This window comes from Serratia sp. MYb239, assembly GCF_002966855.1.
Lineage (GTDB): Bacteria > Pseudomonadota > Gammaproteobacteria > Enterobacterales > Enterobacteriaceae > Serratia_B > Serratia_B rhizosphaerae.
In genome coordinates this window covers 2,808,019-2,823,208 of record NZ_CP023268.1, presented here as the reverse complement: position 1 = coordinate 2,823,208, position 15,190 = coordinate 2,808,019, and the positions used below count along the sequence as shown (strand labels likewise).

Genomic DNA, 15,190 nt, shown 5'->3' with positions numbered 1-15,190 from the left:
AACGGGAACGTCGGTGTTGGGGCGTTAGTTTGCCACATTAGCGCATCGTGCGCATGTTTGACGCGCAGGGCAAAGGATAGCCGGCGAAGCATTTTTTGCTCCTTAAACGAAATTTAAATATGCAAAGATTCACGAATATTTACACGGTGTTTACATTGCTCTGGGCGATACCAGACTTTCCAGCCAGCGATAATCATGCGGTGTTGGGCGATGTGACATTAAACAGGTTAACTTTCCACCTGATAATAAGTAATAGAGCAAATTTATGTCGTTAATGCTGAGCGTTATCGTCCCGATGCATAATGTGGGCGAATTACTGGTGCCATTCCTTGAGTCTTTATTGGCGCAGCAGGAACAACGTCTGGAAATTATTATCGTCAATGACGGCGCTACCGATGGTTCCGCGGAAATAGCACACGACTATGCCGCACGTTATGAACATATTCAGGTCATCGATCAGAATAATGCCGGCGTTTCAGTGGCGCGCAATCGCGGCCTGGCGGTGGCGCGTGGTAAATATGTCGCGTTCCCTGATGCCGATGATGTATTGTCGCCGGAGATGTACGCAACATTAATCGAGCAGGCGGAAAAACATCAGCTGGATGTGATGCAGTGCAACGGCGAGCGTTATTTCGAGCACAATGGTGAGCTGCTGCCGATTATTCCGCCGCAGCGTTTGGCATCCACCGACGTTATTAGCGGGGTTCGGTGGTTTGAACGCGCATTAAATTCGCGGAAGTTTATTCACGTGGTATGGCTGGCGATTTATCGGCTTGATTTTATTAAACAACACCGGCTCTATTTTGAACCGGGTTTACACCATCAGGATATTCCGTGGACTACCGAGGTGATGTTTAACGCCAGGCGGGTGAAATATCTCAGCACGCCGCTGTATCGCCAGCGCGTACATGGCCAGTCGATCAGTAACCGCCGCCGCACCGGCGCGGCGAACGTCGACTATCAGCGTCATTATATGAAGATCATCGATATGCTGGTGGCGTTGAATCAACGCTACGCCGATCGCATTGCCATCCGCCCGGCGTTTCACTGGCAGATTACCCGCGAGGCGCTGGGAATTTGCCACAGCGTTCGCCGCGAGCCGGAACCGGCAGCGCAGCAGCAAATCGTACGTGAGTTCTATCAGCGTGGTATGGACGTAGTGATGGCGGCCAATGCGCGCGGAATTAAACAGGGCTGGCATGTGCTGCTGTGGCGCCATCGTCTGAAGCGGTGGCGAAGCGAGGATGTCGGCTATTCACAGGCCGCGCGACCCTAAGCTTGCGGCGGCGGCGGCGCGCGGTATAATCCCTCTCCAAATTTGCCGGAGATAAGAACATGCTTGGAATGCCGTCGCTGAACCACCAGGAACAGCAGGAAGCCGCAGAGCGCATCCATCAGCTGATGGAGCAGGGCATGAGCAGCGGCGAAGCTATCGCCCGCGTTGCACAGGAAATTCGTGAAAAGCATCAGGGAGAACGGGTTGCCGTGCTGTTTGATGAGGAAGACGAGGCCGATGATAGCGCGCCCGATGGGCAGGATACGCCCCGTCAGGATGCTGACCCGCAACACGAAGACGACGACGATTATTGATATCATTTCCGGGCGCAGCGTCCTGCTACGCCCGCATCAGTTTAACCTTGCACCACAACCGCTGCAGCCGCCTGTTTGGCGCGCTCCACTGCCTGCTCGGTGCTGTCGCCGCAGGCCAGCGCGACGCCTAAACGACGCCGTCCGGCAATCTCCGGTTTACCGAACAGCCGCAGCTGATTGGTGCCGTCCAACGCCTTATCCAGTCCGCTAAAGCGCAGATCGCCGCTGTCGAGCGTCGGTAAAATCACGGCGGATGCCGCCGGGCCGAACTGGCGGATGGCGCCGATTGGCAGACCGAGAAAGGCGCGCACGTGCAGCGCAAACTGTGAGACGTCCTGCGAAATCAGCGTGACCATGCCGGTGTCGTGCGGACGCGGCGAAACCTCGCTGAAAATGACGTTGTCACCGCAGACGAACAGCTCTACGCCGAACAGGCCGTAACCGCCGAGCGCTGTAACGACCTGGGCGGCAATCTGTTGCGCACGCTCCAGCGCCAGGGCAGACATCTGCTGTGGCTGCCAGGATTCACGGTAGTCGCCATCTTCCTGACGATGGCCGATAGGCGCGCAGAAATGCACGCCGTCGACGGCGCGGATAGTCAGCAGGGTAATTTCAAAATCGAATTTGACCAGCCCTTCGATTATCACCCGGCCGCCGCCGGCGCGGCCGCCCCGCTGGGCATAGTCCCAGGCGGCGCTCAGTTGGGAAGGATCGCGCAGCAGGCTCTGGCCCTTGCCGGAGGAACTCATCACCGGTTTGATAATGCAAGGGTAGCCGATATGTGCGATTGCCTGTCGGCAGCTCTCTTCATCATCGGCAAAGCGGTAGGTGGAGGTGGGCAGCCCGAGCGTTTCCGCAGCCAGACGGCGAATGCCTTCGCGGTTCATGGTAAGGCGGGTGGCTTCGGCGCAGGGGACGACCCGGTGGCCTTGTTGTTCCAGCTGCACCAGCATTGCGGTGGCGATGGCTTCAACCTCCGGCACGATATAGTCAGGGCGCTCCTGTTCGATAACGCTCTTCAGCGCTTCGCCATCCAGCATATTGATCACATGGCTGCGGTGCGCCACGTGCATTGCCGGTGCGTCGGCGTAGCGGTCAACGGCGATCGTCTCCAGCCCCAGACGCTGGCATTCGATAGCCACTTCTTTCCCCAATTCGCCGGATCCGAGCAGCATCACTCGGGTGGCGGAAGGGCGCAGGGCGGTTCCAATAGTTAGCATAATTTCGTACCTGATGTGAAAATGAAGCCAATGTAAATCAGCGCGCAGTATATACGAAAACGATTGTGTTGCCAGCCGGTGCGCCCGCCGGCCGACAGACCGTATAGGCGGAAGAAACGAAAAAATTTGCCCTGTAGGCATGATTATGCGTTAATAATCAGCGGTGAAAGAAGACCTACATAACGCAGGGCCTTCGCGCCGTAAGTGCCGTAAAGGCAGGTTTATCAAGTAAAGGAAAGTCAAATGGCTAAGATCACTGGTCACGTAAAATGGTTTAACGAAAGCAAAGGCTTCGGCTTTATCACTCCAGCCGACGGTTCTAAGGACGTTTTCGTTCATTTTTCCGCAATCGTTAGCGATGGCTTCAAGACTCTGGCTGAAGGCCAGCAGGTTGAGTTCTCCATCCAGGACAGCCAACGTGGCCCGGCTGCAGCCGATGTTGTTGCTATCTAATTAGCGACATCGCTGCCAAAAAAACCCGCTTAAGGCGGGTTTTTTTATGCGCAGTCGCCGGGAACGGCCGCCAGGTATTATGACGGCGCCGGGCCTTCTCTGTTATCATCTGCCCCTGATAAGCTGCCGACCGGCAGCGCCGCCTTTTCATCCGCCTATAAAGAGTTTATCGCCGTGAGCACAGTTTCCTTTTCTTCCCTGTCGCTGCCAGCCGCACAGTTGGCCAACCTCAACGAACTGGGGTATGCCGCCATGACGCCAGTGCAGGCCGCGGCGCTGCCCGCAATTTTGCAAGGGCAGGACGTACGCGCCAGAGCAAAAACCGGCAGCGGTAAAACGGCGGCGTTCGGCATTGGCCTGCTGGATAAAATCAATGTCGGGCAGGTGGCGACGCAGGCGCTGGTGCTGTGCCCGACGCGCGAACTGGCCGATCAGGTCAGCAAAGAGCTGCGCCGTCTGGCGCGCTTTACCCAGAATATTAAAATCCTGACGCTGTGCGGTGGCCAGCCGATGGGGCCGCAGCTGGATTCGCTGGTGCATGCGCCGCATATCGTGGTGGGAACGCCAGGGCGGGTGCAGGAGCACCTGCGTAAAAAAACGCTGCAGTTGGACGCGCTGAACGTGCTGGTGCTGGACGAGGCCGACCGCATGCTGGATATGGGGTTCGCCGACGATATCGACGATGTGATTGCCTATACGCCGCCGCAGCGCCAGACGCTGCTGTTTTCCGCCACCTATCCTGACGGTATTGAGCGTATCAGCGCCCGCGTACAGCGTACGCCGCTCAGCGTGGAAGTGGACGACGATGATGCGCCGCTTACCATCGAACAGCGCTTCTATGAGACGACGCGCGACCAGCGTCCGGCGCTGCTGCTGGCCGCCATCCGGCATTATCAGCCGGCTTCCTGCGTGGTGTTCTGCAACACCAAGCGCGACTGTCAGAGCGTGTGCGATGCGCTGGAAGCACGTGATATCAGCGCCTTGGCGCTGCATGGCGACCTGGAACAGCGCGACCGCGATCAGGTTCTGGTGCGTTTTGCCAACCGCAGCTGCCGCGTATTGGTGGCGACCGATGTCGCCGCGCGCGGGCTGGATATCAAAGATCTTGAGCTGGTGGTGAACTACGAAATGGCTTTCGACCCGGAAGTGCACGTGCACCGCGTTGGCCGTACCGGCCGCGCCGGCATGAGCGGCCTGGCGATCACGCTGTGTACGCCGCAGGAAATGGCGCGGGCGCATGCGTTGGAAGAGTATCTGCAACTAGATCTGAAGTGGGCGCGGGTAAGCGAACTGAGCGGGGCGAGCAACGCGCCGCTGGAAGCAGAGATGGCCACGCTGTGCATCGACGGCGGCCGCAAGGCGAAAATTCGTCCCGGCGATATTCTGGGAGCGCTGACCGGCGAAGCGGGGCTGACTGCGGCGGAGGTCGGAAAAATTGATATGTTCCCGATGCATGCTTATGTGGCCATCCGCAAGAACAGCGCCCGTAAAGCGCTGCAGCGCCTGCGTGAAGGTAAAATCAAAGGGAAAAACTGCAAGGCGCGCCTGCTGAAATAATTAACCGCGGAGGCCGCTTGTGCCTCCGCGTGGTATTACTTATACTGTATTTATATACAGTATTTAAATCTTTTGGGGAATACGCATGGCGGTTGAAGTTAAATACGTAGTGGTCAGAAACGGTGAGGAAAAAATGACGTTCGCCAGCAAAAAGGAAGCCGACGCTTACGACAAAATGCTCGATCTGGCCGATAATCTCGGTGAATGGCTGCAGCAGGCGCCGCTGGGGCTGGATGAAGAGCAGCGTGACACGCTGAGCTTCTTCCTGGCGGAACATAAAGAGATGCTGACGCACATTCTGCGCGGCGGTGCGCCACAGCAGGCGGACGCTAAGGCGGCAAAACCGAAGAGTGACAAGAAGGCGGCGACAAAAGCGGGAAGCGCGTCGGAAAAACAGGCTGCTTAATCACTATGTTGCAGCATTGTGATGAAAAAGGATCTAAGATGGGCGGTGAAATCACGTTCTTCAGCCGTTTCGAGCAGGATATTTTAGCCGAACGTAAAACCATCACCCTGCGTGATGCCAGCGAATCGCATTTCCAGCCCGGCGACGTATTACGCGTCAGTCGCCACGAAGACGGAGCGTTTTTCTGTTTTATCGAGGTGTTGTCAGTGACGCCGGTTCGTCTGGACGCGTTGACCGAACAGCACGCCAGGCAGGAAAACATGTCGCTCGATGCGCTGAGGCAGGTTATCAAGGAGATCTATCCGGGGGTGGATGAACTGTTTGCGATCGTGTTTCGTAAATGTTGATCGCCTGCCAGGCCTGATGCCAGTCAGCGCTCTCCGGGTAGTGTAATGACAACTGGAGGGTATATGAGAGCAACAGGATTGGGGCTGGCCACCGTGCTGGCGGTTATTTTGGGTTTTACCGGCAGTGCTCAGGCGCAGCAGCATGAGCAGCGGACGGCGAAGGTTGGTCTGTGCGTCGGGCTGCAGGCGGCGGACGTCGCCGCACAGGTAAAGCGCGATTTCCTGCAAAACCGCATCACGCGTTGGGCATCGGATAAAAAACTGCTCGGTACCGCAACGCCGGTCGCCTGGGTCAGCCCGGATGCGGTCAGCGGTGAGGACGACCTCTGGCAGGTGCCGCTAACGGTGCGCGGCAGCAAGGCGGATAAAACCTATCGCGTCACGCTTAACTGCAAGACCGGCGATATCGCTTACAGCGAACCGCAGTAACTCCTGCGCTAGGGCGCGACGCAGGCGCCCTGATTGGCGAATCTTTCCTGTCAACTTGCCTAATGCCTCACACAAATTTTCCCCGCCATACGTTAATTGACAAAAAATCCCCTAATCTGGAGTTTTAGCAGCGTTCCGGCACAGGTGCCCGTTCGCTTTACTATCCATGCGAGGGGATGCAATGAAAAACAGTTGGATGCAGCAGATTCAATCGCTGTTGGGGCAAAAAAAAGGCGCGAACAGCAGTACAGAAGGCATCGGCAAATTGTTGGCGCCCGGCGCGCTGGGCGGATTGGTTGGCGTATTACTGGCGAATAAATCCTCGCGCAAGCTGGTCGGTAAATTCGGTAAAAACGCACTGATTATCGGCGGCAGCGCCGCGGCAGGCGCGGTGCTGTGGAACAAATACAAATCACGGGTGAAAGATACCCATCAGGATGAGCCGCAGTTCGGCATGCAGTCGACGCCGGTCGATCTACGCGCCAAGCGGCTGGTGCAGGCGCTGGTGTTTGCGGCGAAAAGCGACGGTCATATTGATGATGACGAGCGTCGTGCCATTGACGACAGCCTGACGCAGCTGCAGATTGGCGACGAAGCGCAGGCCTGGGTGCAGCAGGCGATAGAACAGCCGCTCAATCCCGATGCGCTGGCGCTCGGCGTAAAGAACGAAGAGGAAGCGTTGGAAGTGTATTACCTCAGCTGTATGGTGATCGATGTCGATCACTTTATGGAGCGCGGCTATCTTGACGCGCTGGCGCGCTCGCTGAAAATTCCCGACGATGTGAAACAGGGCATCGAGGGCGATGTGAATCAGAAAAAGCGTGAGTTGGCGTAATGCAATGCGGCGCCGCAGGATAAAAGCTGCGGCGCCTACTTGTTAAGGCAGGGGCAATCATGCCACCCTTACGCCCATCAATAGACGTAAGTGGATGATTTGGTAATGATGACCCCTCCGAAGGCGGAAAAACGCCCGTATCCGATGACGCTGCACGGCGATACCCGCGTTGATGACTACTACTGGCTGCGCGATGACGAGCGCAGCGATCCGCAGGTGCTGGCATATCTGCAGGCGGAAAATGCCTACACCGACGCGATGCTGCAGCCGCAGCAGCCGCTGCGTGAAGCGTTGTATCAAGAGATGGTGGCGCGAATTCCGCAGCAGGAGCACTCGGCGCCTTATGTACGCAACGGCTACCGCTACCAGACGCGCTATGAACCCGGCAATGAATATGCGCTCTATGTACGCCAGCCGGCGGCGGAAAGCGATGCCTGGCAGACGCTGCTGGACGGTAACCAGCGGGCGCAGGGGCGCGAGTTTTATACCCTGGGCGGTCTGGACATCAGCCCGGACAACCGCATGATGGCAGTGGCGGAAGACTTCCTGTCGCGCCGCCAATATGACATCCGCTTTAAGCATCTTCAGAATGACGCCTGGGCGGAAGAAGTGCTGGAAAACACCTCCGGCAACTTCGAATGGACCAATGATTCCGCCAGCGTGTATTACGTGCGCAAACATCCGCAGACGCTGCTGCCGTATCAGGTCTACCATCACATCGTGGGGACGGACCCGGCCAACGATCGGTTGGTATATGAAGAAACCGACGATACCTTTTACGTCGGGCTGGAAAAAACCACCTCAGAGCGCTATATCCTGATCCACCTCAGCAGCACCACCACCTCGGAAATCCTGCTGCTGGACGCCGATCGGCCCGATGCGACGCCGCAGATTTTCGTGCCGCGCCGCAAAGATCATGAATATGCCATCGATCACTATCGGCAGACGTTCTATATCCGCTCGAACAAAGACGGTAAAAATTTCGGCCTGTACCAGAGCGACGTTGCGGACGAAGCGCAGTGGCAGACGCTGATTGCCGCGCGCGATGACGTGATGCTGGAAGGCTTTGAGTTGTTCCGCGACTGGCTGGTGGTGGAAGAGCGCAGCGCCGGCCTGACGCAACTGCGGCAAATCCACTGGTGCAGCGGTGAAGAGCAGCGTATCGCCTTCGACGATCCGACCTATGTCACCTGGCTGGACTACAACCCGGAGCCGGAAACCGCGCTGCTGCGCTATGGCTACTCCTCCATGACCACCCCGGCCAGCCTGTATGAACTGAACCTCGACAGCGGTGAGCGCAAACTGCTCAAACAGCAAGAGGTGAATAACTTTACGCCGGAAAATTACCGCAGCGAGCGGGTGTGGGTGAAGGCGCGCGACGGCGTTGAAGTGCCGGTTTCGCTGGTGTACCGGGCGGACCGTTTTAATCAGGGCGGCAATCCGCTGTTGGTGTACGGTTATGGCTCATACGGCAGCAGTATGGATCCGGCCTTCAGCGGCAGCCGCCTGAGCCTGCTGGACCGCGGCTTTGTATTCGCGCTGGCGCATATTCGCGGCGGCGGCGAATTGGGGCAGTTGTGGTATGAAGATGGCAAACTGTTCAACAAGCAAAATACCTTTAACGACTTTATTGATGTCACCGAAGCGCTGGTTGAGCAGGGCTACGGCGCCGCCGGGCAGGTGTACGCCATGGGCGGCAGCGCCGGCGGTTTACTGATGGGGGCGGTGATCAACCAGCAGCCGGCGCTGTTCCACGGCGTGGTGGCACAGGTGCCGTTCGTCGACGTGGTGACCACCATGCTGGATGAGTCCATTCCGCTGACCACCGGCGAATACGATGAGTGGGGCAACCCGAATGAGAAGCCGTATTACGATTACATCAAACAGTACAGCCCTTACGATCGGGTACAGGCGCAGGCGTATCCGCACCTGCTGGTGACTACCGGCCTGCATGATTCGCAGGTGCAGTATTGGGAACCGGCCAAGTGGGTGGCGAAGCTGCGTGAGTTGAAAACCGATGACCGTCAGCTGCTGCTGTATACCGATATGGATTCCGGCCACGGCGGTAAATCCGGCCGTTTCAAAGCCTATGAGGATATCGCGCTGGAATACGCCTTTATTCTGTCGCTGGCCGAGTAAAGCAGAACGGGCGGCCGCGCTGCCGCCCGTTCTGTCAGCCAATCAGATAGTACTTCAGCGTGTGTTTCATATCCGGGTTGAGATCGGTGAGATTTTTCAGCATCCACTGTAAATAGCCCGGATCTTCCTGGGCGATCTGCTCAATCAGCCGGCCGCGATATTTGCCGAACTTAAACGTTTTTATCAGCGAGGGCCGCTCGGTGATATCGGCCATCTCTTCGGCGCTCCAGGATGAGTCCTTGATAATACGCTGCAGCAGGGCGGCGGTGACGTAGCAGTCATACAGTGCCCGGTGCGGATACAGCGTATTGTCCTGCGGCAGCTGCACGTCGAGATTCAGCGCATAGCGCAGATACTGGTTGCCGTACTTGATATCCGGATACAGCATGCGCGCCAGTTTGAGGGTGCAGATCCAGCGGCCCCGCATCTCCGGCAGCACGCCGCGATCGAAGGCGGCATTATGCGCCACGTAGTAATCACTGCCGAGATAGCGGCTAATGGCGACGGCGATACGGGGTTTATCCTCGACCATCGCCTCCGTAATATGATGGATGGCCATCGCATCAATGCTGATGGGGCGGTCCGGGCATACCAAATCACTCATCGGATTGGCCAGTTGACCGTCGATCAGATCGATGGAGGCGACTTCAACAATGCCGCCGTCCAGGCCGCAGGTTTCAGTGTCAATAATGCGTAACGTCATGTCATGCTTTCCTCTTTTTCCTCCCAGCATAACGGTTGTTGAGTTTGTCGCCAAACGTTCGTTGCCGTAGAGGCGCTGGCCGCTGGTGAGAAAAACGCCGAAAGGTGACGTAATGATAAGCAATGCAATAGCCGGTCGTATTCATTTTAAGCAAACGAACGTGAACTGCCCGTTATCTGTCGGAGTTTTCAGGTTTTGCCGTTGACCTGATGGCATGCATGGGCTTTGATGAAAGCATCATTCACAGAGAGACGGAAAGCGCAATGGAACAATTACGCGGGTTATATCCGCCGTTAGCAGCGTATGACAGTGGCTGGTTGGATACCGGGGACGGTCATCGGATCTACTGGGAATTAAGCGGTAACCCGGAGGGGAAACCGGCGGTGTTTATCCACGGCGGGCCGGGGGGCGGTATTGCCCCTTATCATCGGCAGCTGTTTGACCCGGAGCGTTATAAAGTCTTGCTGTTCGACCAGCGCGGCTGTGGGCGCTCCCGGCCGCACGCCAGTTTGGACAACAATACCACCTGGCATTTGGTCGACGACATCGAACGGCTGCGTGAAATGGCCGGCGTGGAGCAGTGGCTGGTTTTCGGCGGTTCCTGGGGCTCGACGCTGGCGCTGGCCTATGCGCAAACGCACCCGCAGTGCGTCAGCGAGCTGGTGCTGCGCGGCATCTTTACGCTGCGTAAACAGGAACTGTCCTGGTATTACCAGGATGGCGCCTCACGCTTCTTTCCGGAAAAATGGCAGCGCGTGCTGTCGATTCTTTCCGCCGAGGAGCGTCAGGATGTGATCGCCGCCTATCGCCGGCGACTGACCAGCGAAGATCTGGAAGTACAGCTGGAAGCGGCGAAACTGTGGAGCATCTGGGAAGGGGAAACCGTCACGCTGTTGCCAAGTACCGAGTCGGCGGCGTTTGGTGAAGATGACTTTGCGTTGGCGTTTGCCCGCATTGAAAATCACTATTTCACCCATCAGGGCTTCTTGCAGAGCGACGATCAGCTACTGCGCAACGTGCCGCTGATTCGCCATATCCCTGCGGTGATTGTACATGGCCGTTATGATATGGCCTGCCAGGTGCAAAACGCCTGGGATTTGGCGCAGGCATGGCCGGAAGCTGAACTGCATATCGTAGAAGGGGCAGGGCATTCGTTTGATGAACCGGGGATTCTGCACCAGCTGATGCTGGCTACCGATCGTTTTGCCGGTAAAACGGTGTAAGCGCGCGGCGGATGCGGAGAGCCGCATCCGCCGCTGTTGTTATTTGCTTTTCGGTTCGTAAGGCAGGCGAGAGAACTTGTGCGACGCCATCCGGTAGTGGATGACGCGTTCGCGGAAGTAGTCGCGCAGGTATTCCGGCTGTTCACGCTCCACCACTTCAGGAATCACCGGCATATTATAGCGCTCTTTGAACGCCACGCCGGAAGCGGCTAAATCCACGTTAACCTTGTCCATCTCTTCTTTCGAGAGTTCTGCCAGATTGTATCCCACGCTATGCTCCTTACTGATACCGCATTTATCTGCGCAGAAGGTAATGCACCGCGCAGCGCTTGGCAAGCCCGGCGTGACGCTGCGAGCGCCTTACGGGGTAATGATAATTATTTTTATATAGCTGGGCAGCTAATGTCGTCATTATTTTTATTTGTGATATCTATTGTTGTTATTTCAAATAAGAATGATTCGCCTTTAGATCTCAGGCAAGATGAAAATAATTATCATAAATATTAACACTGGCGGGTTTTAATTTTAACCAAATGATAAATAAGAATATTTAAATTAATCATCATTTGATGTAAATCAACTGTTTTTATTTTGTTTTTGGCAGTGCATAATACGGCACATATAAAATATTGGCCTGCAAAATTGAAAGGAATAACTATGCTGACGCAAGAAATGACAAAGCAGTTGAATGAACAACTCAACCTTGAGTTTTATTCAGCGAACCTGTATTTGCAGATGAGCGCATGGTGTGCGGATAAAGGCTTTGAAGGCGCTGCAGCCTTCCTGAAAGAGCACTCACAGGAAGAAATGCAGCATATGCAGCGTCTGTTTGATTACCTGAGCGATACCGGTGCGCTGCCAGTGCTGGGCAGTATTGCCGCGCCGCCGGTAGAGTTTGAGTCGCTGGCCGATGTGTTCCAGCAGACCTACGAACATGAGCAACTGATTACCCGTCAGATCAACGAACTGGCGCATGTGGCGATGACCACCCATGATTACTCGACCTTCAACTTCCTGCAGTGGTACGTTGCCGAGCAGCATGAAGAAGAGAAACTGTTCAAATCCGTACTGGATAAGCTGGCGCTGGTCGGTACCAGCGGCAAAGCGCTGTTCTTTATCGACAAGGATCTGAAGAAAATGGGCGCGGCCGGCGGCGAAGACAGCAACGGCCAGCTGTAATTTTCAGCCCGGAAACAGCCGCGCCTGGCAGATAATGCCGGCGCGGTTTTTTTATGCCTGCCGTTATTGCGGTTATACAGCGAAACGTGCTGCCATTTTGAAAAATGGCAGTGATGTGCTCGACTTGATGATAACTCATCGTTATGATCTAACAGAATACGCTGTTCGGAAGAGGTTTTCTGCGTGCGTCACGCACGGTTTGTTCCTGTTCCCACGGCGTTGCCATCATGCCGGGTCGGGGCTGCTGACTCCCCCTCAATGAATTGGGTTGCCGCACGCAACGCGGGTCGTAGGGGATATATGGCTCTGGCGTGGTCGTGACCCGCGAGTACCCGTATTATTCGGCTGGCAGGAGCGCCAGGCTGCCTGCACCCCGAAGGCTGACGGGTATTCCGTCCTCATCTTTGTATTAAGGGATACCACTGTGATCGGTAAAATTCGCTCCTCATCTCGTCTGCTCGCCACGCTGTTCGCGCTGTTTGTCGGTTTGTCTTCGCAGCAGGTTTTAGCGCATGCTCACCTTAAATTGCAAACGCCTGCGGCGGATGCCACCGTCAGCCCGGCGCCGCAGGCGTTGACGCTCAGCTTCTCGGAAGGTATTGAACCGGGCTTCAGCAAAGTCAAACTGATCGGCCCGGATAATAAAGCGGTCAAAATCGGCAAACTGCAACTGGACGCCAAGGATAATGCCAAAGCCAGCATTCCGATTCCGGAAGTGCTGCCGGCGGGGAAATATCAGGTCGACTGGCACGTGGTTTCCGTTGACGGACATAAAACCAAAGGCCAATACAGCTTTACCGTAAAATAACCGATGACCCTGGCGACTCTGTTTGTCCTGTGTCGCTTCGTGCACTTTACGGCGGTGATGCTGATGTTCGGCATTGGTTTGTTCACCGCCTTACTGTCGCCGCAGCGGCTCTCTGCGTTACTTTCCCGCGATCTGCGCCCTTGGCTGGCTGGTTCGACGCTGGCGGCCGCCGTCTCAGCCGTAGCGCTGCTGGCCGTACAGGCCGGCCTGATGGGGGACGGTTGGCAGGATACCTATCAGTGGGATATCTGGCTGGCGGTGCTCGGCACCACCTTTGGTGAAGTGTGGCGCTGGCATTTGGCGCTGTCGCTCTGTTCGTTGGCGGCACTGTGGTTGCCGCTGCGCCTGCGCGCCGCGGCGAGCGCGCTGCTCGGCGGATTGTTGTTGATCAGCATGGCCTTTATCGGCCATGCGGCGATGCACAGCGGCCTGTTCGGCACGCTGCACCGCCTCAGCCATGCGCTGCATCTGCTGGCCGCCGGTTACTGGTTTGGCAGCCTGCTGCCGCTGCTGGTCTGCCTGCGCTACCTGCATCTGCCCCAGTGGCGTGCGGAAGCGGTAACCACGCTGATCCGTTTTTCCCGCTGGGGACATCTGGCGGTGGCGGTGGTGCTGATCACTGGCGTTCTCAACGGCCTGATGATCGTCGGCGGCTGGCCGCTGGATATATCGTCGCCGTATCAGCGTTTGCTGCTGATAAAAAGCGCGCTGGTGCTGCTGATGGTGGGCGTGGCGCTGACCAACCGGTATGCGATCGTGCCGGCGTTGCACAGCGTGCCGAATCTGGCCCAGCGCGGCGTAATCTTAGCCTGTTGGAGTGAGCTGGCGCTGGGCGGGGCGGTACTGCTGCTGGTCAGCCTGTTCGCCACCTATGCGCCAACGTGATATTGCGACTTGCGGTATCCCCCCGGATTACGGGAAAATTGAACCAAATAGCTACTGAAGGTCATTACATGAAACGTGCATTATTAGCCCTCGCACTGCTGGCGGGCGCAGGCGGCGCACTGGCCGCGGAAGGTCTGGAAAACGTCACCAAACTGGAGTTCGGCAAGCAGTGGGCATTCACCAAAGAGGAAGTCACCCTGCAGTGCCGTAAAGACGGCGCGCTGTTTGTGCTGAACAACAGCACGCTGATGCAGTATCCGCTTAATGATATTGCCCAGGCGCAGGTGGCCGCCGGCCAGCAACGTGCGCAGCCGCTGGCGACCATCCTGCTGGATGACGCCAATCACTCCGGGGAAAAGATGAGCGTCGAGCCGTTCCGCGCGCGTGCGCAAACGCTGTGCGCCAAGTAGGGCCAGTCGTCGCGTTGGCTTATCAATAGGTTAACAATCGGGTGAATTCTGTACGCATTTAATGCCACGTGGAAACTATCACCCGCCGTGCGCCTGGCTGGCAAAAGCCGCCGTGTAGGCTACGCTTAAAGTGCATGGCTGAACAAGCCCTGCAATAAATGCCAACTTTTAGCGCACGGCTCTCTCCCAAGAGCCATTTCCCTAGACCGAATATAGGAATCGTATTCGGTCTTTTTTTAAGTTGTTGATTTTATTGTGTTATATTGTTATTCGCGCATCGCTGGGAACTGTCGTTTCTGGCGGCATCAAGCAAGCATGCAATCGTCGTTGCCAACTGGGTTAAGCACTACGGCGGCAATTACATCGTTCGGTGAAAGCGCTCAACTTGTCCAAGAAAATTACGAATAGGGATAAGTTTTTTGGAAAAAATCCCGACCAAATCACTGGGTCTATCAGGAAATCATATACCTGATAAATATTCCATTATCTAGAGTTACAGATAGGGGAAGAGGGTCTATCTATAATTTTTTTTAGGCATTATTCACCTGTATAGTTTTCACTACTGAGGATAGAAAACTTTCAAATGTGTCATGAGATTCGTAGGATTCATCAATGGCAATACGATCCCGCATATCCCATTTTTGTGTACGGACGTCGTATACGAAAGTATCTGTTCCATTATTTCCAATAACGATTAGATGATCATATGATTCAACATAAGCATTAGGGGCTTTTTGGGATATCAAGGTTAGTTCATCATTGTATTCGATGAGTCGGTTATACTTGGACTTCCCATGATTTTCCAGGCCGTATATACGAATGCCATCTATCTGAAAACCATCCATTAGACGGATAAACTGACCATATTGTGCCCAAAAATCATGTTGCTGAGAGCCAATTTTCCTACCGAAATCATAATACGGTAGGTTAGCTGTAACACCAGGGTACACGGGGTACTCTAACAACTCAGCAAGTTTTTGAATTTCTTCGACAATATCATTCATAT

18 protein-coding genes are annotated in these 15,190 nt (G+C 55.8%); 14 read left to right on the top strand and 4 right to left on the bottom strand.

The features are described from left to right. Nucleotides 1–265 precede the first annotated feature (265 nt). Nucleotides 266–1,276 (top strand): glycosyltransferase, encoded by a 1,011-nt coding sequence (locus CLM71_RS13625; protein ID WP_105231486.1) that lies wholly within the window; start codon nt 266–268, stop codon nt 1,274–1,276. Between the two features lie 68 nt (nt 1,277–1,344). Next, nucleotides 1,345–1,590 carry a YoaH family protein gene (locus CLM71_RS13620; RefSeq protein ID WP_105231485.1) on the top strand — a complete coding sequence of 82 codons (246 nt, stop codon included), beginning with the start codon at nt 1,345–1,347 and terminating at the stop codon, nt 1,588–1,590. Between the two features lie 41 nt (nt 1,591–1,631). Here CLM71_RS13620 and purT read toward each other — a convergent pair whose 3' ends face one another. Beyond that, nucleotides 1,632–2,810 (bottom strand): formate-dependent phosphoribosylglycinamide formyltransferase, encoded by a 1,179-nt coding sequence (gene purT / locus CLM71_RS13615; RefSeq protein ID WP_105231484.1) that lies wholly within the window; start codon nt 2,808–2,810, stop codon nt 1,632–1,634. A 243-nt stretch (nt 2,811–3,053) separates the two neighbouring features. On the opposite strand from purT, the gene cspC reads away from it, so the two are divergent. From cspC to CLM71_RS13580, 7 genes are all read left to right on the top strand, one after another. Then, complete coding sequence (cspC, locus tag CLM71_RS13610) at nt 3,054–3,263, top strand: cold shock-like protein CspC (RefSeq protein WP_015672709.1); 210 nt, start codon at nt 3,054–3,056, stop codon at nt 3,261–3,263. A gap of 174 nt (nt 3,264–3,437) precedes the next feature. Then, nucleotides 3,438–4,820, top strand: coding sequence for an ATP-dependent RNA helicase DbpA (gene dbpA / locus CLM71_RS13605; protein ID WP_105231483.1), 1,383 nt, complete (start codon nt 3,438–3,440; stop codon nt 4,818–4,820). Between the two features lie 85 nt (nt 4,821–4,905). Next, complete coding sequence (locus CLM71_RS13600) at nt 4,906–5,226, top strand: YebG family protein (RefSeq protein ID WP_105231482.1); 321 nt, start codon at nt 4,906–4,908, stop codon at nt 5,224–5,226. Nucleotides 5,227–5,264: 38 nt separating this feature from the next. Continuing rightward, nucleotides 5,265–5,573: a N(4)-acetylcytidine aminohydrolase gene (gene yqfB, locus CLM71_RS13595; protein WP_105231481.1), complete on the top strand. Its 309-nt coding sequence runs from the start codon at nt 5,265–5,267 to the stop codon at nt 5,571–5,573. A gap of 63 nt (nt 5,574–5,636) precedes the next feature. Beyond that, nucleotides 5,637–6,002, top strand: coding sequence for a protein YebF (gene yebF, locus CLM71_RS13590; protein WP_105231480.1), 366 nt, complete (start codon nt 5,637–5,639; stop codon nt 6,000–6,002). Nucleotides 6,003–6,183: 181 nt separating this feature from the next. Beyond that, nucleotides 6,184–6,837: a tellurite resistance TerB family protein gene (locus CLM71_RS13585; protein ID WP_105231479.1), complete on the top strand. Its 654-nt coding sequence runs from the start codon at nt 6,184–6,186 to the stop codon at nt 6,835–6,837. 105 nt (nt 6,838–6,942) lie between these two features. Next, a complete protein-coding gene (locus CLM71_RS13580) occupies nt 6,943–8,976 on the top strand; it encodes a S9 family peptidase (RefSeq protein WP_105231478.1) in 2,034 nt (677 codons plus the stop codon). Nucleotides 8,977–9,010: 34 nt separating this feature from the next. Here CLM71_RS13580 and exoX read toward each other — a convergent pair whose 3' ends face one another. Then, complete coding sequence (gene exoX, locus CLM71_RS13575) at nt 9,011–9,679, bottom strand: exodeoxyribonuclease X (RefSeq protein WP_105231477.1); 669 nt, start codon at nt 9,677–9,679, stop codon at nt 9,011–9,013. A gap of 263 nt (nt 9,680–9,942) precedes the next feature. Between exoX and pip the strand changes: the two genes are divergently transcribed. Further along, the gene (pip, locus tag CLM71_RS13570) at nt 9,943–10,902 is read left to right on the top strand and encodes a prolyl aminopeptidase (protein ID WP_105231476.1); all 960 of its coding nucleotides are present in this window, start codon (nt 9,943–9,945) and stop codon (nt 10,900–10,902) included. Nucleotides 10,903–10,941: 39 nt separating this feature from the next. Here pip and CLM71_RS13565 read toward each other — a convergent pair whose 3' ends face one another. Continuing rightward, a complete protein-coding gene (locus CLM71_RS13565; protein ID WP_105231475.1) occupies nt 10,942–11,172 on the bottom strand; it encodes a DNA polymerase III subunit theta in 231 nt (76 codons plus the stop codon). Between the two features lie 387 nt (nt 11,173–11,559). On the opposite strand from CLM71_RS13565, the gene ftnA reads away from it, so the two are divergent. The 4 genes from ftnA to CLM71_RS13545 all read left to right on the top strand — a co-directional run bounded on the left by ftnA (nt 11,560) and on the right by CLM71_RS13545 (nt 14,184). Beyond that, nucleotides 11,560–12,081, top strand: coding sequence for a non-heme ferritin (gene ftnA / locus CLM71_RS13560; protein ID WP_105231474.1), 522 nt, complete (start codon nt 11,560–11,562; stop codon nt 12,079–12,081). Between the two features lie 424 nt (nt 12,082–12,505). Beyond that, nucleotides 12,506–12,889: a CopC domain-containing protein YobA gene (gene yobA, locus CLM71_RS13555; protein ID WP_105231473.1), complete on the top strand. Its 384-nt coding sequence runs from the start codon at nt 12,506–12,508 to the stop codon at nt 12,887–12,889. A gap of 3 nt (nt 12,890–12,892) precedes the next feature. After that, on the top strand, nt 12,893–13,774 hold the full coding sequence (gene copD / locus CLM71_RS13550) for a copper homeostasis membrane protein CopD (protein WP_105231472.1): 882 nt from the start codon (nt 12,893–12,895) through the stop codon (nt 13,772–13,774). Nucleotides 13,775–13,842: 68 nt separating this feature from the next. Then, nucleotides 13,843–14,184: a YebY family protein gene (locus CLM71_RS13545; RefSeq protein ID WP_105231471.1), complete on the top strand. Its 342-nt coding sequence runs from the start codon at nt 13,843–13,845 to the stop codon at nt 14,182–14,184. A 530-nt stretch (nt 14,185–14,714) separates the two neighbouring features. Here CLM71_RS13545 and CLM71_RS13540 read toward each other — a convergent pair. Beyond that, nucleotides 14,715–15,188, bottom strand: a complete 474-nt coding sequence (locus CLM71_RS13540) for a YrhA family protein (RefSeq protein WP_158684815.1) — start codon at nt 15,186–15,188, stop codon at nt 14,715–14,717. Between the last annotated feature and the right edge of the window lie 2 nt (nt 15,189–15,190).